At 44.1% G+C, this 18862-nt stretch carries 14 protein-coding genes; 10 read left to right on the forward strand and 4 right to left on the reverse strand.

The genetic code is table 11. The features are described from left to right. The coding region (locus H6S82_RS01510; protein ID WP_191055976.1) for an S-layer family protein at positions 1–2041 on the forward strand (2041 nt) is incomplete at its 5' end. Positions 2042–2050: 9 nt separating this feature from the next. Here the strand turns inward: H6S82_RS01510 and H6S82_RS01515 are convergent. Beyond that, positions 2051–2848: a fumarylacetoacetate hydrolase family protein gene (locus tag H6S82_RS01515; protein ID WP_190464088.1), complete on the reverse strand. Its 798-nt coding sequence runs from the start codon at positions 2846–2848 to the stop codon at positions 2051–2053. Between the two features lie 346 nt (positions 2849–3194). Here H6S82_RS01515 and H6S82_RS01520 point away from each other — a divergent pair, with 346 nt between their 5' ends. After that, on the forward strand, positions 3195–4481 hold the full coding sequence (locus tag H6S82_RS01520; RefSeq protein ID WP_190464089.1) for a Glu/Leu/Phe/Val dehydrogenase: 1287 nt from the start codon (positions 3195–3197) through the stop codon (positions 4479–4481). A gap of 587 nt (positions 4482–5068) precedes the next feature. Then, entirely contained in the window at positions 5069–5305 is a 237-nt protein-coding gene (locus tag H6S82_RS01525; RefSeq protein WP_322111884.1) for a DUF1816 domain-containing protein, read from the forward strand. Between the two features lie 8 nt (positions 5306–5313). Here H6S82_RS01525 and H6S82_RS01530 read toward each other — a convergent pair whose 3' ends face one another. Next, positions 5314–6060: a Sir2 family NAD-dependent protein deacetylase gene (locus tag H6S82_RS01530; RefSeq protein ID WP_190464090.1), complete on the reverse strand. Its 747-nt coding sequence runs from the start codon at positions 6058–6060 to the stop codon at positions 5314–5316. Between the two features lie 266 nt (positions 6061–6326). Here H6S82_RS01530 and H6S82_RS01535 point away from each other — a divergent pair, with 266 nt between their 5' ends. The 3 genes from H6S82_RS01535 (at position 6327) to H6S82_RS01545 (ending at position 7372) form a co-directional block, all read left to right on the forward strand. Then, positions 6327–6596 (forward strand): hypothetical protein, encoded by a 270-nt coding sequence (locus H6S82_RS01535; protein WP_190464091.1) that lies wholly within the window; start codon positions 6327–6329, stop codon positions 6594–6596. Positions 6597–6686: 90 nt separating this feature from the next. Then, positions 6687–7022 (forward strand): DUF5674 family protein, encoded by a 336-nt coding sequence (locus tag H6S82_RS01540; RefSeq protein WP_190464092.1) that lies wholly within the window; start codon positions 6687–6689, stop codon positions 7020–7022. Further along, positions 7019–7372, forward strand: coding sequence for a hypothetical protein (locus H6S82_RS01545; RefSeq protein WP_190464093.1), 354 nt, complete (start codon positions 7019–7021; stop codon positions 7370–7372). The genes H6S82_RS01540 and H6S82_RS01545 overlap by 4 nt, the downstream gene beginning before the upstream one ends. Before the next feature lie 573 nt (positions 7373–7945). Here the strand turns inward: H6S82_RS01545 and H6S82_RS01550 are convergent. Further along, positions 7946–9460, reverse strand: a complete 1515-nt coding sequence (locus tag H6S82_RS01550; protein ID WP_190464094.1) for an aldehyde dehydrogenase family protein — start codon at positions 9458–9460, stop codon at positions 7946–7948. 376 nt (positions 9461–9836) lie between these two features. Here H6S82_RS01550 and H6S82_RS01555 point away from each other — a divergent pair, with 376 nt between their 5' ends. Together H6S82_RS01555 and crtW are read left to right on the forward strand one after the other, a co-directional pair. Continuing rightward, positions 9837–10052: a chlorophyll a/b-binding protein gene (locus H6S82_RS01555; RefSeq protein WP_190464095.1), complete on the forward strand. Its 216-nt coding sequence runs from the start codon at positions 9837–9839 to the stop codon at positions 10050–10052. A 261-nt stretch (positions 10053–10313) separates the two neighbouring features. Continuing rightward, positions 10314–11090: a beta-carotene ketolase CrtW gene (gene crtW, locus H6S82_RS01560; RefSeq protein ID WP_190464096.1), complete on the forward strand. Its 777-nt coding sequence runs from the start codon at positions 10314–10316 to the stop codon at positions 11088–11090. Between the two features lie 44 nt (positions 11091–11134). Here the strand turns inward: crtW and H6S82_RS01565 are convergent, their stop codons facing one another. Next, complete coding sequence (locus tag H6S82_RS01565) at positions 11135–13324, reverse strand: Tex family protein (RefSeq protein WP_190464097.1); 2190 nt, start codon at positions 13322–13324, stop codon at positions 11135–11137. Between the two features lie 359 nt (positions 13325–13683). Between H6S82_RS01565 and H6S82_RS01570 the strand changes: the two genes are divergently transcribed. Together H6S82_RS01570 and H6S82_RS01575 are read left to right on the forward strand one after the other, a co-directional pair. After that, positions 13684–15840: a DNA phosphorothioation-associated putative methyltransferase gene (locus H6S82_RS01570; protein WP_190464098.1), complete on the forward strand. Its 2157-nt coding sequence runs from the start codon at positions 13684–13686 to the stop codon at positions 15838–15840. 192 nt (positions 15841–16032) lie between these two features. Further along, complete coding sequence (locus H6S82_RS01575) at positions 16033–18852, forward strand: S-layer family protein (RefSeq protein WP_191055977.1); 2820 nt, start codon at positions 16033–16035, stop codon at positions 18850–18852. Positions 18853–18862 lie beyond the last annotated feature (10 nt).

The raw sequence follows: 18862 nt of genomic DNA on the forward strand, positions 1-18862 counted from the left end.
TAATCCAGATGGGCGAGTGGAATTGTGGGCGGTGCGAAATGCGGAGGTAGCGATCGGCGATCGAGGCAGAATGGAATTAGCTAGTCCTGCCGAGACTGCGGACTGGGGAAGGATTTCCCTGCGGCAATATTCGCTGCTCGATACCAGTGGACTGAATGGGGGAGCAATTAACATTCGGGCGCGGGGACTTACGCTTCAGGAGGGTTCGGGAATCTATTCTGTGACCGGTGCATTTGGGCAGGGAGGAGAGATTAGCATCAAAACCACTGAATTTGTCGATTTATTGGGAGTTTCTGCCGCAGAAAATTATGACTTCCCTGTCCCTGGCATATTTACCACCGTATTTGGCAGTGGGGGGAAAGCAGGAGATATTACGATCGAAACCCAACGTTTGCGGATCGCTAATGGAAGTTGGGTTCAATCGATTATTAACGGTACTTATGACCCCGTAACTTTTGCTCCGATCTCGGTAGAGGACTCTCGGAGTGGAAATATTACCGTGCGAGCCTTCGATGTAGAAGTCAGCGGATACATCCCATTTCCGACTGGCGTTTTCTTTCCCAGTGCTATTACTACCTTAGTTTTAAATGGCAACAGAAGTGAGAGTGGGAAGATAACTGTCGAGGCGCAACGAATTCGATTGATTGATGGTGGTCGGATCAGTACCGATCTGTTGGGTTTACCTTCTCTCGATTTTGGTTTTGGTACGTTCATTACGGCGGGAAAAGCCGGGGACATATCGATTCGGGCGGCTGAGAGTCTGGAAATTTCGGGAGTTACACCTACTGGAGTGACAGGTGCGGTGACCAGTTCGATTCAACCTTTTGTAAAAGGCGAAGGTGGAAACATTTCGATCGATACCCAACAACTGCGCCTGTTCAATGGCGGTACGATTTCTAGTGCTTTGGCTGGTAGTGGTAAAGCAGGAAATATCCAAATTCATGCCAGGGAAATAGCCGTTAGCGATCCGGCGATCGATAGAGTCAGCAAGACAATTAGTGGCATTACGGTTGCAGTAGCTGAGGGTGCAACTGGTGAAGGTGGAAATATCAGGCTAGAGTCCTCTAGTCTGCGGGTTTTCAATGGCGGACAAATAACTTCTTCGACGCTGGGAAATGGAACTGCTGGAAATATCAATTTGCGAGTGAATCGGATTGATGTAGAGGGAATTTCCCCATCATTACCTGATGGTAGTCAACTACCCAGCAGTATTAGCGCTGCTTCTACTACTAATGCTAATGCTGGTTCGGTTAATTTGATTGCCAATTCGATCTACGTTCGCAACGGGGGGCAAATCTCGGTGAGCAATAGTGGCGGCGGTAATGCAGGTAACTTGCAGGTGAGTGCGAATCGCATTCAACTCGATCGAGGAGGCAGTTTGCGATCGGAAGTCGCAGCAGGCGATCGAGGTAACATTACTCTCAATACGGATCTGCTGCAATTGCGGCGCGGTAGCGCCATCACCACTAATGCTACGGGAACGGCGACTGGTGGAAATATCAATATCGCTACCAATACCTTAGCAGCGCTAGAAAATAGCGATATTGCCGCTGATGCCATGCAGGGACAAGGTGGCAACATTCAAATTAATACGCAAGGGGTTTTTCTTTCCCCTGATAGCAATATCACCGCTTCTTCCCAACTCGGATTGAGCGGTACGGTGGATATCTCCAATCCCAATTTAGAGGAACAGCATATCCCAATCGTGGTAAATAATAATTTTGTCGCGGAAGCGCCAGTGATAGCTAGCAGTTGCTTGAATCGCCGTAACGGACAACAAGGACGGTTTGTTGCGACTGGAAACGGTGGTTTATCCGAAACACCAGATAATATCTTGATGCCTTACGAAGTAGAGCAAGTGAGAACTGTGGGTCAGTTACAAAGTAGAAGAAACCGAGAACTAGAAGCTAGCAATCCGTTGCGATCGAATTACTCAATTCAAGAAGCGACGGGATTTACTGTCAGTCCAGATGGAAAAGTCTGGCTAGTAGCTGATTCCCGTCAATATAAGCCTGCGGTTGATTTGATTTGCGGAAAATAGTAAATGGATTTAAGGATATGGTTTTTCTGGTAATGGTCTTGCAATGACTGAATTTTCTAAATAACCGATTCCTTCGATTTCAATGCGGACGCGATCGCCTACCTGCATTGGCCCAATACCGGCTGGCGTTCCCGTCAACACTACATCCCCAGGTAACAGTGTCATGACCTGACTGATATAGGATACGAGTCGATCGGGTGAAAAAACCATGCGATCGATCTGGTCAGATTGTACTGGCTGGGGGTCATCATTTAAAAAGGTTTGCAATTGGGCACCGGGACTCAATTCTCGGACTATCCACGGGCCCAAGGGACAGAATGTATCGAAACCCTTCGCCCTTGTCCATTGACCGTCGCGCTTTTGCAAATCTCGTGCGGTCACATCGTTGGCGATCGTATATCCCCAAATTTTTGCTTGCGCCTGCGCTGGCGTACAGTCAGTACAGCGTTCGCCAATTACCAACGCCAATTCCCCTTCGTAATCCACCCGCTGGGACTGGGGAGGATACCATATAGGCGCATCGGTGGGGATAATTGCTGTCGAAGGCTTGAGAAATAATAGCGGTTCCGTGGGAACCTCGGAATCCATTTCACTAGCGTGAGCTGCATAATTTTTCCCCACGGCCACCACTTTAGACGGAGCGCAAGGAGCCAAAATTTGATAAGTGTCCGGTTTCAACTCCGAATCTGTCGGTTGTCCTTGCAACCAGGGTGGCGCATCAAGCACAGTAACGCTGCGGTTTAACTCTAATAAACCGTAGTAAATCTGTCCTTTTGCAGTTTGAACTCGGACGTAGCGTTTTGCCATATCTAGACAGATGTCCTCTGGGAAAGCCAATCAAAAGCTGTTCGTAGGCACCCCTTTACCACAATAAATCATTTTTGTCAAATGATTTATGAGCGTGGTTGCAAGCTGGTAGTAAGATTTTACATTCCCGCGATTTGTTTTCCGAACTTACACCGCAAATAGCAGGGATGGAAGGCTGGAGACTGGAAAAAGGAGATGGTAAGGCAGAGACATTTTGGTTCAATACCATTTCTATTAATATAAAAATGTAACGAAATATACAAATTTACCATTTTTTCAGGAATTCGAGGTTAGGCTACGGATAGAAACATAGTTAACACAGATACCGCGATCGAGAGAAAGCTATATGAACTTAGTAACGCTGCCGCTTGAAACTCCCAGTCCTGCCTATATTTGTCCATTCGACCAAGCTTGTAGCTACCTAGAACAAGCAGCCAAAGAGTTACGGATGGAACAAGGTTTGCTGGAAGTTCTCAGTCACCCGCGCAAAGTTGTCACCGTTTCCATTCCCGTCAAACTGGATAACGGTCAAGTGCAGGTTTTGGCAGGACATCGGGTACAGCACTGCGATGTTCTTGGGCCATATAAAGGCGGAACTCGTTACCACCCTGCTGTGACGCTGCGGGAGGTATCGGCACTGGCAATGCTGATGACTTGGAAATGCGCTTTAGTAGGAATTCCTTATGGTGGTGCTAAGGGAGGAATTGCGCTAGACCCCGCACGGTACAGCGTCGGCGAGTTAGAGCGAATTACCCGTCGTTACACGAGCGAATTAATTAAAGATATTGGCCCTTCCGTGGATATTCCTGCCCCAGACATCGGCACTTCTGCCCGCGAAATGGCTTGGATGATGGACACTTATTCAATGAATGTCGGTCACGCTGTACCGGGTGTGGTGACCGGTAAGCCAATTTCGATCGGCGGTTCGAGGGGACGGGAAATGGCGACCGGACGGGGTGTGATGATTATTGTACGGGAAGCTTTAGCCGATCGCGGCAAGACGCTGGCGGGAACGCGAGTCGTAATTCAAGGCTTTGGCAATGTAGGTGGCGCAGCAGCTTCATTGCTGCACGAAGCGGGAGCAGTAGTTATGGCTGTTTCCGATGTGTCTGGCGGGATATACAATCCCAATGGGCTGGATATTCCCGCACTGAAGGCGTATGCTGCCCAAAACCACAGAAGTATTGTCGGTTTTCCGGGGTCGAAATCGATTACAAATACGGAACTGCTAGCTTTGCCTTGCGATGTCCTCATTCCAGCTGCTTTGGAAAATCAAATTACCGAAGACAACGTGCATGAAGTGCAAGCCGAAATTGTGGCAGAGGCGGCAAATGGCCCAGTAACTCTCATGGCAGACTTGGCATTGGAGGCGCGAGGTATAACTGTGCTGCCAGATATCCTGACCAATGCCGGCGGCGTGGTCGTGAGTTATCTAGAGTGGGTACAGGGTCTTTCCTACGTTTTCTGGGATGAAGAGCGCGTTAATCGGGAAATGGAAGGTTTGATGGTACACGCTTATCACCAAGTCACCAAAGAGTCGAAGACGCGGCAAGTGCCTTTGCGGTTAGCAGCATACACTTTGGGTGTGGGTCGCGTCGCACAGGCGCTGACGGACAGAGGTTTATATCCGTAATATCAAATTTGGGTTTGTTATACCCTTTATAGCGGTTGGCAACGGGCGTGAGTACAGGCTTTGTAAGGGTGGGTTTTGCCATTATCTCTATCGCCAAACCGACAAGTTATCTGCCAAACCCGCCCCTACAGTTTATGTATTCTATCGAGTTGCTTTCCTGCTATAAATTTTGCCCTAAACATTGTAGAGACGTTTGATCAAACGTCTCTACTTTTATATAATTCTAAATTTAATAACTCTGATTTTATAGCGGTTGGCAACGGGTGTGAAGTACAGGGTTTGTAGGAGCGGGTTTGGCAGATAAGTTATCGGTTTGGAGGCAGGGTTAATGGGAAAAAGTGTCCCTACAGTTTATGTAGTCTATCGAGTCGCAAAGCGTTAGAGAATAATAAATATTCTTTTTGAAAAAGTATAAAGTGTAACATTGGACAATTTGCATAACCTATTTAGATGAATTTTTGAATAAAATGTAGTTAAAAATACATTTAAATTTTGACACAGAACGACTTTAAATATGTCTGTAGGAGGTTGGAGGTGGAGATTAACATTTATTTAATATAAGATGTTGCGAAAAAGGTATAGCACTGGTGGAAATTGCAATTCAATTAGAACTACACGCGGAAGATAAGCCTTGGTGGGCAGAAATTACCACGGTTAAACCTTGCTGTATCTACTATTTTGGGCCTTTCCAAAACTGGGTGGAAGCCAAGAATGCTAGCTTTGGCTATGTTGAAGATCTGGAAACTGAAACCTCTCAAGTAATTGAAGTAATAATCAAACGCTGTCATCCTGATGTTTTGACAATTTATGAAGAAGAGGATTAATTAATTTTCTAATCCCTACTATTTCCCAGCAATTTTGGCAAAATTTCTTCGGCACGTCCCAGATATTCTTCTTGGAAATATGGATTGGGTGGATCGATCGCTTCGAGATTTACGATTATCGTTCTCGCGCCAACGTAAGCTGCTGAGCGGACAAAGTTAGCAGCAGGAAATACTAAACCGGAAGTGCCAACAGCAAGAAATAGGTCGCAATTTCGGAGCGATCGCTTTGATTGCCAATCTGCTAATGCTGAAAGGAATTCGCCAAACAATACAATATCTGGACGCAGCATATGACCGCATAAAGGACAGGAAGGAATAGAGTCTGTATACAGATTTTCTTCGGAGTACGGTGATAAAGTACACTGTGGATTTGTACATTTTGTCCTGTGGACATTTCCATGCAATTCGATAACGTTTTGACTCCCCGCACGCTGATGCAGTCCGTCTACATTCTGAGTAATTAAAGTGAAAGATTGGTCGGCGCGAAGATGATGTTCCAAATCTGCAAGTGCGAGATGCGCTGCATTCGGAATAGCTTGTCTGGCGGTGATGCGGAAGTTGCTAAAGTAATGCCACAAACCAGCCGGGTCTTGTTCGACTGCCTCGACGGATGTATATTTTTTTGTAGAAGATTCTTCACCTATACTGCCAGCTCCGCGAAAGGTAGGGAGTCCTGATGCTACCGAAATGCCCGCCCCGGTTAGCACAACAATGTTTGTATAGGTAGAGAAATCGATCGCAACAACCTCATTCATCGTCAATACCCGTATCCTGTTGTAGAATTTCTGTGAGCTTTGGAATAGAATATCGCTTTTTGTGGTGGTGCGATCGCGCAGCGTGCTTTTTTGCGATCGCTATCTATGCAATCATCACATTGTCATGGTAAAAATGGATAAGATTGTGAGCATAAAAAATTTTGGTTTCTTGCCGTCAATTCAACCTAGAAGGAATGGCAATACTTCTTTTTGTAGACAGTTAAGTGTAACTGTGATATAATAAATCAACTGATTCTCAGACGACTATGGCTACACTTCAGATTGAAAACCTGCCTGATGAATTGTACAGTCGTATTCAATGTCTTGCCTCGGAAAAAAATTTTACTTTCAATGAGGCAGTAATTCATCTATTAAAGCAATCACTTGAGTCCGATAAGGCGATCGTAAATCAGACGCAAGAGAGCAAACCAATGTCAGCAATCCTACAAAGAATTCGCAGTCGCCCTAGAGTTAAACCGAGCGATTTTGGATTAACGGATAGCACTCTTTTAATTCGAGAGGATCGCAACAGATGAGGGTTCCGTTACGATGCGTACTCGATACAAATATTTGTATTAAGCAGTTTATCGTCGATCCATTGACTTTAATTCTTAGCGCAGACAGGGATGATTTATCTGATTCAAGAGCGTGCTACCAAAGAGCAAATTGAAGAAATGCTTGAAACCCTTGGTAGTTATATTAAACTGGCAGTAGATATCGAACTGTTAATTCTGGCAGGAGGTGGAGAATATCATGCTGATTGCGAAGCTGTGTTGCTGGAAAATGGAAGCAAGCAAGTAGATATTTGGGGAGCAGACTGGTATCCTCTTACACAAGAGGTAGGTTATGAATCTCTAATCAATATCCGTCCGCGTCAGAACAATCGCTCGATGGAAATTCAAGATCCGGTTATTCGAGAACGGGTTGCTCAAATCGTTCAACAGTTATTAGGAGGATTATGAGAGATTGGAATGCTTTAAAGTCGCGCTATTTACGAGACGATCTGCCAATTCGTTTAGGGAATTTGGCATCGAATTTGGCACGAATTAAATCTCGATGTCAAAATACAGCCAATCGCGATTTGGTTGAAAGTCTGCTGCAAGAAAGTAAGGTTTTTATTGAATGGACGGCTAAAGATGCAGAAGTAGAAATAGCCGCAGAATTAGTTGAATTACAAATTCAGTTAGCTTGCTGGCAGTATTCTTGGACAAGGATTTGGGAGGATACAGAACAACGAATAAAAGTATCCGAAGCAGCAAGTATTTGGTCAGAAAAAGTGCTGAATATGTCGGGTTTGTTGGCTGTCAATTAGATAGGTAAGAGTAGGACACACTTTGTTTTGATAAGGCGATCGCTCTTTTTTTGGTGGTGCGATCGCGATAGCGATGCGGAGCATTATCGCGCAGGGTGCTTTTTTGCGATCGCTATCTATCCAATCATCGCATTGTCATGGTAAAAATGGATAAGATGGTGAGTCGAAAAAGATGCTGGGTTTCCTTACGTCAACCTAACCTAACAAAACTACTTCGTTAGATAAATATAGCCCCCATTTACTGCTATGGTACTATATCTCCAACCACCAGTATTGATGACTTTGGCATCGCCAACCCAGTTAAGTCCATTAATTCTAGCACCGTACAAGTTATCATCTTTAGTCCAATAAATATAGCCGTTTTTTACAGCTATCAAATCCAAGGTAGCGTTAGACTGTCGATCGTTACTATTGCTCGATCGTAAGAGCGGGATAAACTCACCCGTTGGGATAGCTCAAGCGTAACGCACCAATCGCTTGGATATGGTGCGTTACGGCGAAACTTTGCTGATGATTAAGTAAAGTAGCGTCTAACGCACCCTACTTAATCTTTTGTTTGCGAACAGTTTCTCACTACAACTTCACGCAAACTGACTTAACTTCCGTGTAATTTTCCAGCACTTCGCGTCCCATTTCGCGACCCCATCCGGACTGTTTGTAACCGCCAAAAGGTAAAGCAGCATCGAAAATGTTGTAGCAGTTAATCCAAACAGTACCAGCGCGAAGTTTGCTGGCTATATTGTGAGCTTTCGCTATATCTTTCGTCCAAATGCCAGCAGCTAATCCGTAGATGCTATCGTTAGCTATAGACACCAATTCGTCGATTTCTTGGAATGGTAATACTGTGACAACGGGGCCGAAGATTTCTTCTTGTACTACCTTCATTGTTTGTTTGGTATTGACCAAAACAGTCGGTTCGACAAAGTAACCTTTATCTCCAATTCGCTGTCCGCCGATAACAGCAGTTGCACCTTCAGACAAACCGGATTGCAGATAGCCGCAAACGCGATCGAGTTGTTCGTCGGAAACTAATGGGCCCATTTGCGTTGTGGGGTCAAGACCTGGGCCTACTTTAATTTTCTTACCTTGTTCGGCAACTCCTTCTACCACGCGATCGAAAATTGATTGTTCTACGTAAAGTCTCGAACCAGCACAGCAACATTGTCCGTGATTGAAGAAAATCGCATTAGCTGCGCCGGGAATTGCTGTTTCTAAATCGCTATCTTTGAAGACGATGTTGGGAGATTTACCGCCTAATTCTAAGGAAACTTTTTTGAGATTTCCGGCGGCTGCTTGGACAATTAATTTGCCTACTTCTGTGGAACCAGTGAAAGCAACTTTATCAACATCGGGATGCGCTGCGAGTGCAGCACCGGCTGTTTCACCGTAACCTGGAATAATGTTAACTACTCCATCGGGAAATCCAGCTTCGCAAATTAATTCGCCTAAGCGAAGTGCTGAGAGAGGAGTTTGTTCGGCTGGTTTTAATACAATCGTACAACCAGCCGCAAGTGCGGGGCCTAATTTCCAGGCTGCCATTAATAGGGGGAAATTCCAAGGAATAATTTGTCCGACTACTCCCACTGGTTCCCGCTGAGTGTAAGCGAAATATTTGCTGCCGGGATCGTAAGGTACGGAAATGGGGATGGTGCTGCCTTCAATTTTAGTTGCCCAGCCTGCCATGTAGCGCAATAGATCGATCGCGAGGGGTACATCGGCAACTCGCGCAACGCCGATCGGTTTGCCGTTGTCGATCGATTCGAGTTCGGCAAATTCTTCTAAATTTGCTTCGAGTAAGTCGGCTAGTTTCCAAATTAATTTTCCGCGATCGGAAACGGTTATTCTCGACCAAGGGCCATTCTCGAAAGCTTGGCGTGCTGCTTTGACTGCTTGGTTAATGTCTTCGGCTGTACCTTCGGCAACTTGTGCGATCGCTTCTCCGGTGGCGGGGTTGTAAACGGGAAAAGTTTTACCGTTGGCAGCATCAACCCATTTGCCATTAATTAACAGTTTTTTAGGTTGTTTCAAAAAGCTGGAAACTTGGCTATTAAGTTGAATTTCAGAAGCGCGATCGAATGTTACTGTCATATAGTTATCCTTGTTAAATGCTTTCTACCCTAACTAAGGGTAAATGTTATTTTTCGATCTTACGCTCTATTAATGTGTTTATATGCAGGCGATCATTTGACAAATACAATAATTATTTTGTAGCTTTTATAACTAATTTTTAGAAATATGTATAAATTTAAATAAAGTGCAACTAATTAATACAGTAAAGAAATCAATTCCTCTATCTAAAGACATATTTAATCATTTGATTAACCTTTTGTAATACAACTATTTGGCGAAAAAGCTGGGACATCATGCTTTAGTACTGTATGTAGTTTGAGACTATAGGCAGACAGCAGTCAAGCAGTGCCTAGCTAGGATGAGAGTGTGATTGATTTGTAAAGGAATGTTAAAAATGGAAAGTCGTCCTTCTACCGATCTACCTCCTGTTGCTAAGGAATACAATGGCGTCGATCGCAATGCTTTTCTGTTTGGATTTACTCCGCAAGCAGAAATTTGGAACGGTCGCTTAGCAATGATTGGTTTTTTAGCTTACCTTTTGTGGGATTTAGGTGGCTATAGCGTACTGCGTAACGTGCTGCACTTGCTTCCTCAGTACGTTGTCCGTTAATGATTGAATCGCTTTGCACTTAGGCTGGTAGTTGTCCGAAATCAACAAGACTATCAGCCTAATTGTAAAGTTCGCTATCTGGCGATTTTGTGAGTAATTTGATTTGGTTTTTGGTTTAAGGTCTACATTACATTTGTAAACAGATTACCAACAATAGTAAAGATTTATCCGACAAAATACGGCTTAATCGCCTGAATTATTTATGAAAGCGATCGCGCATCGCTTTCCTCCTTATGCTGAGAACATTTTCAAGTGACTATTATGCAAACTAAAACACCACTTCCATCTAAACAAATAGCTATAGAACATTGCCAATCTCCAGTCACCACAGGTGAAACAAATAAGTGGGGAATTATCATTGCTTGTGGGATTATTGGCTTATGGACAATTAGCATAGTTTTCTTTCTTTCTCTAGATATTGCCAACATCCAACTTTTCTGGCTATTCCCGGCGGTAATTTGGCAAATGTTTCTCTATACTGGATTATTCATTACGGCTCACGATGCGATGCACGGGGTAGTATTTCCGCAAAACAAACACGTTAATAATTTAATCGGCACATTAGCGCTATTCCTCTACGGGTTGTTCTCCTACAAAAATTTACTGAGAAAGCATTGGTTGCACCATCATCATCCAGCGACAGGAATCGATCCGGATTTTCACGATGGGGAAGACGATCGCTTTTTTGCCTGGTATTTTCACTTTATGAAGGGATACTGGATTTGGAAACGAATGCTGTGGATAGTAGTGATTTTTTTAGGTCTGCATTACCTATTACAAATTCCGATAATTAATTTAATTCTATTTTGGGTAATTGCTTCGATTTTGAGTTCGGTACAGCTATTCTATTTTGGCACGTTTTTAACTCACCGCGAACCAACAGGTGGTTATACTAATCCTCATCGTACTAGAAGCACTCATTTTTCAGTTTTCTGGTCATTTCTCACTTGCTACCATTTTGGCTACCACAAGGAACATCACGAATATCCGAATGTTCCTTGGTGGAAGCTAGCAGAAGTTTATAAAAGGAAGTCCTAAGTTGTAGGTTAAGTGAGAAATGTTGCTTAACCCGACCTACGTTTTTAGCGGGGACGAGGACGAGTTTTGGTATTTCCAGAATCTGGCGATCGCATCGATAAGCTGATGCGCTTTAATTTTTCATTCACTTCCATTACTCGTACTTTTACAACTTGTCCGACTTTGACAATTTCTTTTGGATCGCTAACAAATCTGTCGGCGAGTTGAGAAATATGCACCAAGCCATCTTGATGGACGCCGATATCCACAAATGCACCAAAGTTGGCAACATTAGTGATAATTCCTTCTAATTCCATCCCCACTTTCAAGTCGGAAATTTCTTTGATTCCTTCTTTGAAAGTCGCATATTTGAATTCCGCACGCGGATCTCTTCCCGGTTTTTCCAATTCGGCGATGATATCGCGGAGTGTGGGTAAACCAATTGTATCGGTGACGTATTTTTTCAGGTTGATGGATTTGAGCTTTTCGGGAATTTGCGTTACCTGATGCAAAGGTACGTTAAGATCCGATGCGATCGCTTCCACTACTTTATAACTTTCTGGATGCACGGCGGTATTATCCAACGGGTTTTCGCCGCCGCGAATACGCAAAAAACCAGCAGCTTGTTCAAATGCTTTTGGCCCTAATTTTGCGACTTTCAGCAGTTGGCGGCGATTTTTAAACGCGCCGTTTTCGTTGCGGTAGGTAACGACATTTTTGGCGACGGTTGGCGTCATTCCAGAAACAAAAGTTAGGAGTTCTTTCGATGCGGTGTTCAAGTCTACCCCAACGTAGTTAACGCAACTTTCTACGGTTTCATCCAACTTTTTCTTGAGTAACTTTTGATCGACATCGTGTTGATATTGTCCGACACCAATTGATTTCGGATCTATCTTCACCAATTCCGCCAACGGGTCTTGCAAACGGCGACCGATACTGATCGCACCGCGCACGGTAATATCGAGATCGGGAAATTCTGCGATCGCCACATCGGAAGCAGAATAAATCGATGCGCCAGACTCGTTTACCATGACTTTAATTGGTTTGCGTTCCATCGTCGCTAAAACTTCCGAAACAAACTCATCTGTCTCGCGAGAAGCCGTACCGTTTCCGATCGCAATTAGTTGGATATCGTACTTTTCAATCAGTTTTTTCAGCGTGTTAGCAGCTTGCGTGCGCTGTGCGGCGGCTTGGTGGGGGAAAATTGCCTGATATTCCAAAAATTTACCAGTGTCGGAAAGTACGGAAACTTTGCATCCAGTCCGAAAACCGGGATCGATCGCTAAAGTTGGTTTCATTCCCGCCGGAGGAGACAGCAACAACTCGCGCAGATTGCTTTCAAAAGTTTCGATCGATTGAATATCGGCGTAATCTTTTCTATCTGCACGTACTTCCGTAATGAGGGAATTTTTCATCAAACGGTTAAACGCATCTTTCAGCATTTCCCGATAAAATTCTTTCACTGCTGGAATCTTTGTTTTAATTTCCTGCGATTCCAGATAATACAATACAGCAGATTCATCAAAGGAAACATCCAAATCTAGAATTTTTTCATTTTCACCCCGCAGCAATGCCAGCATATTGTGCGGCGCGATATTTTTCACCGGAATCTGGTAATTCCGATACATTTCAAATTTGGTACTACCTTCAGGATGCTCATCTTTAATCTGCGAGACGAACACGCCTTCATTCATCAGATATTCTCGCAGATAAGCACGTAATTCTGCTTTTTCCGATACTTCTTCTGCTAAAATGTCGCTAGCACCTTTCAGCGCATCTTCGGCAGTTTTGACACCTTTTTCTTCCGAAATATATTTTGCCGCTTCTGGTTGCAAAGGTACAGGTTTGGCATTGCGGTTGTTCAAAGATTTGATAAACTCTGCCAAAGGTTCCAAACCTTTTTCTCTGGCAATAGTAGCGCGGGTGCGTCGCTTTGGTTTGTAGGGAAGATATAAATCTTCCAATTCGTTTTTCTGCAAGCAAGATTCAATTTTGGTTTTTAATTCGTCGGTGAGTTTCCCCTGCGACGATATCGCATCCAAAATCGTCTTTTTCCGTTCTTCCAATTCCGTCAGATAGGTATATCTGTCAGAAATGTCGCGAAGTTGGATTTCATCAAGTGCGCCAGTACGTTCTTTACGGTAGCGTGCGATAAAGGGAATGGTCGCACCCTCAGCGAGTAGTTCGAGAGCGTTGTTGACTTGGGAGGGAGTTACAGAAAGTTCTTGTGCGAGGAGTTGAGGAATGTCGAGCATAATTTAGTTTAATTGTAAATCTAAGAGCAACTGAATTTTCTAGTATTTTACCAACCAACGGTTGGTCGTGAGGCCCTTCAACTCCTATAATCGCACAGCGCTGTAACTCCTACAAGGAGATTAACCCGTCCCAAGTTCTGCAAATGCAGATCTCGAATTCATCGGAACTGATGTACGGTCAGATTATTAAGTCCTTAGATTTTACATCCTTCTTACAGAAACCCCCAAGAACAGAAACCCGGTTTCTCCAAGAAACCGGGTTTCTGTCTTTGTTTACACTTTTTAACAATAATTGCCAATTAACTAACTCAGCGCTAATCTATTTGACTAAGAGTGCTGATTCAGTTTGGCATAAAACTATGGATAGCTTAGATTCTCCACACCCAGATGCACCGGAAGCTGAGTTACAAGTCCTGAGTATTGAATATGACAATAAGCCTCAGTTAATATCCCAGTTAAATGAACCAGGATTCTTAGAAAACTGTTGTCAACAAAGTTTAATCGGTAAAAAATTACCCAACGCTCTCTACGTGCATATTTCAGCTATAGAAAAACTCGCTCCTCCGCTACGCCTCCACTACGAGAGATTCTCTCAGATTATCGCTACGGGAATGGATGGCGCAAATATAATCAAATTTCATACCGATCGACCAAAAATATCCTATCTTTTCTATCCCGATTTTGATACAGACCCCCATCCCGCTTTACTCGCCAGTGTCCAAATTAACCTGGAAAATAATGAAATTTCACCGATGATGAGATACCGCGATTATTCTAATTCTGATAACCCGCCTATTCTGCATCGAAAAGAAACTTTTGTTACTCCCGAATATCCTTACTATCAAGAATTTGAACAACTGACAAAGGCAGAAGAAAAGTTAGGTCTTCTGGATAAAACCAGCAGTATAGGTACTCGTCAAGGTTGGATGCAATGGTTACAATACCAAGGGGTACAAATACAAGGTCATCGTGTAGTAAATGAAAATGGCGATCGCTCATCGCGAATACCCAAAATTGAACGCCACAGAGCAGCAATTGTTCGCACCGATTTATCTCGTCCCGTGCGTTTTGCTTTAGAAGCTAATTTATTCACTGAAAATATAACTTTTTTTGATTATGGTTGCGGTCACGGCGGCGATGTAACTCGGATTGCAGAACGCGGTTACACCAGCAATGGATGGGACCCTTTCTACTTTCCAAACGAACCTTGCATTCCAGCAGATATTATCAATATCGGTTATGTCATTAATGTCATCGAACATATCGAAGAACGCGGCGAAGCTTTGCGAAAAGCTTGGGAACTTACTCATCAGGTTTTGCTTGTGTCTGCACAAGTTTTAATTGATGATGAAAAGCATGGAAAAATTGCTTTTGGCGATGGCGTGATAACTCGTCATAATACTTTTCAAAAATATTACGAACAGGAAGAGTTAAAAATTTATATTGACCAAGTGCTTGGTGTCGATTCTATACCAGTTGCCTTGGGAATTTACTTTGTGTTTCGAGATGAAAATCAAGCGCAAAATTTCCGCGCTTCCCGATGTCGATCGCGCATTTCAACTCCGAGAATTCGCACCCAAGTCAAGCGGTTTGAAGATTACAAAGATTTGCTAGCACCTTTGATGGCATTTGTCACCGATCGCGGTCGTCTTCCCGTACCGGGAGAATTACCGCAAGAAGCAGAAATTAACTTTGAATTTCGCAAAATAACGCGAGCTTTTGATGTAATTTTACAAGCAACAGAAGCAGGAGAATGGGATATGATTAAACAAAAGCGTCGTTCCGATTTGTTACTTTACCTCGCTTTGTCAGAATTTAAAGATTACGTACAATTCAAAGATATAGAACCTGTTGTGCAAAAAGATATCAAAGCTTTGTTTGGTAGTTATAAAAAAGCTAGAGAAGAAGCAGAAGATATTCTATTTAGTTTAGGTGACTTGAGTGTCGTTGCTAAATGTTGCGAAGAAAGCGCGATCGGTCACAAACGACCCAACGCTTTATTCATTCACGTTTCCGCACTTTCCGAACTCGATTATCGATTGAGAATTTACGAAGGTTGCGCCAGCAGAACGATCGGTCGCATGGATGAAGTCACTTTAATCAAATTTCACACCAAACAACCAAAAATATCATATTTATTTTATCCCGATTTTGACACAGATCCACATCCAAAATTACACACAAGTATGCACATTGATTTGAGAGATTTGCACGTCAGCTATCGAGATTATTCCGATTTACAAGACCCCCCTGTTTGGCATCGTAAAGAAACTGTCCTGACACCCAACTATCCCGGTTATGAGAAATTTGCCAAACTCAGCGAACAGGAAGAAAATAGAGGACTGTTTGACGATACGAACGCAATTAAAACTTTGAAAGGATGGGAACGCTGCTTAGAAGAACATTGTGCGGAAATTCGCAATTATCGTTTATATTGGCGCAAAGATGCCGATCCTTATCGGGTAAAATTAGTGCGATCGGCAATCAGAGCCAGAAAAAAAAGTCACTTCTGGTAACCCTTGGCATAGGGTAGCTGGGTGTAGCGGTTGAGGGTGTGCTACGCGATCGCATCATCTTGCCAATTTCATTCTTTGGGAATATTGACTTTTCAAAAAGGGTAAAATGAGTGCTGCGGGTGTCGATAGTAAAAAAAAGCTCATTCACACTCGATCTGGGTGCTGTTGGCGACCGATTATCCCGTAAAAAAGATGAAGCTGGTTTTGCGATCGCTCTATGTGGCAACTACCCTATCCTGTTTGTGGCTGTTTTCCACCAACGCCACCGCACAGATAGTTCCCGATACCACGCTACCAAACAATAGCATTGCCATTCCCAATGGCAACAGCATCCGCATTGAAGGCGGTACAACTGCTGGCGTAAATTTATTTCATAGCTTTCAAGAATTTTCTGTTCCTACAGGGAAAGAAGCTTTTTTTAATAACTCATTAGATATTCAAAATATCTTCAGTCGAGTCACGGGTAGCAACATCTCGAATATAGATGGCTTAATTCGCGCCAACGGTGTGGCGAACTTATTTTTAATCAATCCCAACGGCATAATTTTTGGACAGAACGCCCAATTAAATATCGGCGGTTCGTTGATCGGTTCGACAGCTTCTAGTATTAGATTTGTCGATGGTAGCGAATTTAGCGCTACTAAACCCACAGCGCCATCTTTGCTAACTATTAACGTGCCCATTGGTTTGCAATTCGGCACAAATCCAGGCAGAATTGAGAATCGATCGCAAACAACCGCACAAATAAATTTACCAACTCTGGCCATCCCATTTCCCTTTGAGATTCCCTTTGACAACAAAGTAGGATTAGCAGTAGCACCCGGCCAAACATTAGCGTTAGTGGGTGGCGATATCCAACTCGATGGCGGCAATTTAACTGCTTCTACCGGACAAATACTTTTAGGTAGCGTGGCGAGTCCGGGTTTAGTCAGTTTCGTCCCGACACCATTTGGTTTTAATTTAAATTATGACAATATTGCCAACTTTGGCAATATTGAAATATCAAATGGAACACTCCTCAACACCAGCGGCATCGGTGGCGGCAAAGTAGATATCAGAGGTGGAAATGTCAGCATTAACGGTGCGAGAATTTTAGGATTGACAATAGGAAATATTGATGGCAGAGGTATTAATATTAATGCCCAAAACTTGCAAATAAATCGAGGGTCGCAAATTATCCCGGCGACACTGGGAGATGGCAAGGGAAGCGATTTGAACATCTATGCTACTGACTCAGTAGAAATCAGCGGGCTGGGAATTGAAGCCTATCAGCAGGTTTATAACCAATACCTACTCTCTGGAACGTTCAACCCATTTGTCCCGCAAATTGTTCTGAGTGCTGGTACTGTTGGTAGTGGAGCCGCTGGAGAAATTAACATTGACACCGGACGGCTGGTGCTGCGCGATGGGGCAACAGGCGGTACCAATACCTTCACTACTGGAAATGCCGGAAATATGAATATCCGCGCTAACACCGTCGAACTCATCAGTTCAGCACTCAGCATCGGTACAAATCGCGCCAGTGCTGGTCAAGGCGGAAGCATAAATATTGAGGCACAACGGTTAATCATGCGCGATGGCAGCAATCTCGTCAGCATCAGTCGCAGTGATGGCGCATCGGGAAATATCGCGATTAAAACTTCTGAATCTGTAGAATTGTCGGGGAGTCTGCCTGGAAGTACCGCACAAACTGCAATCGCTACAAACTCTTTTGATGGCAACGGCAAAGCAGGGGATATTACGATCGATACTAAGCGACTGAGTGTTTCCGATGGAGCCGCAATTAGTTTAGCGACGGGTTTCATTTTAGGGCAAACTGTCTTATCTACAAAAGGGGGACTAGGAGGAAATTTAACTGTGACAGCTTCCGAGTCTGTAGAAGTCAGCGGCGAGTCTGGAGTATTGGGAGATCTCGGCTTCGCACCGACTTCTCTGACTACTTTGACTGCAAGTTCTGGTAGAGGTGGAGATATTCGCCTCTCGACACCTTTGTTAACCTTGCGAGATGGGGCGCTGATTTCGGCAGCTTCTTTGGGTGCAGCAGATGCGGGAAGTATTACCTTAAATGCCGATCGCATCGTAGTGCAAGGCACTAGCAAAACCCGTGGGTTGAGTAGTAGAATTGAGGCTTCGGCTGGCACTGTGTCGAATTTTAACAATCCCAACGCTACTGCAAATGCAGGTTCGCTGAATGTGAATGCAAGAGAATTGATTGTTAAAGATGGGGCAATATTTAGTGTCCGAGCATTGGGTACGGGGGGTGCTGGTAATATTAATGTGGTAGCAGACTCGATCGCTCTGGACAATCAAAGCAGCATTGACGGGAGAACTACATCTGGTCTGGGAGCAAATATTAATCTGCAATCTCTTGCTCTCCAGTTACGTCAAGGCAGCCGCATTAACACAGATGCGGGGAATGCTACTGGTGGTAACATCAATATCGATACGAATACTTTAGTCGCTTTGGAAAATAGCGATATTACCGCTAACGCACAAAGAGGTTCTGGCGGTCGGGTGAGTATCAGCGCACAAGGCATTTTTGGCACTCAGTTCCGCAATGAACTAACCCCGCAAAGCGATATCACAGCTACTTCCGAACTTGGCCCTCAGTTTAGCGGCGTGGTAGAAATTAATACTCCCGATGTTGACCCCAGTGCTGGTTTAGTGGAGTTATCGGCAAATTTTGAGGATGTGAGCGGCAGCATTGTCGCTAGTTGTGCGACTTCTGTGGACAATAGCTTTACGATTACCGGCAATGGCGGCTTACCGGATGACCCGACGCAAGCCCTTAGAGGGAGGGCAGTTTGGCGCGATGTGCGTTTGGTACAACTCGGAGGGAGGGGAGGAGTGGCAGAGTGGGGGAGTGGGAGAGAATCGACAATTGCCAGTACCCGGATTGTGGAGGCGACGGGATGGACGATCGACGATCGCGGTAGAGTTAAATTGGTGGCGCAAGCACCTAATGCTGCTCCCCAAAGTTCTTGGTATACTCCACCTGGATGCCATCTTTAAAGAAATGTCA

The sequence above is a fragment of the Planktothrix sp. FACHB-1355 genome (assembly GCF_014748295.1).
GTDB classification, from domain to species: domain Bacteria; phylum Cyanobacteriota; class Cyanobacteriia; order Cyanobacteriales; family Aerosakkonemataceae; genus Aerosakkonema; species Aerosakkonema funiforme_A.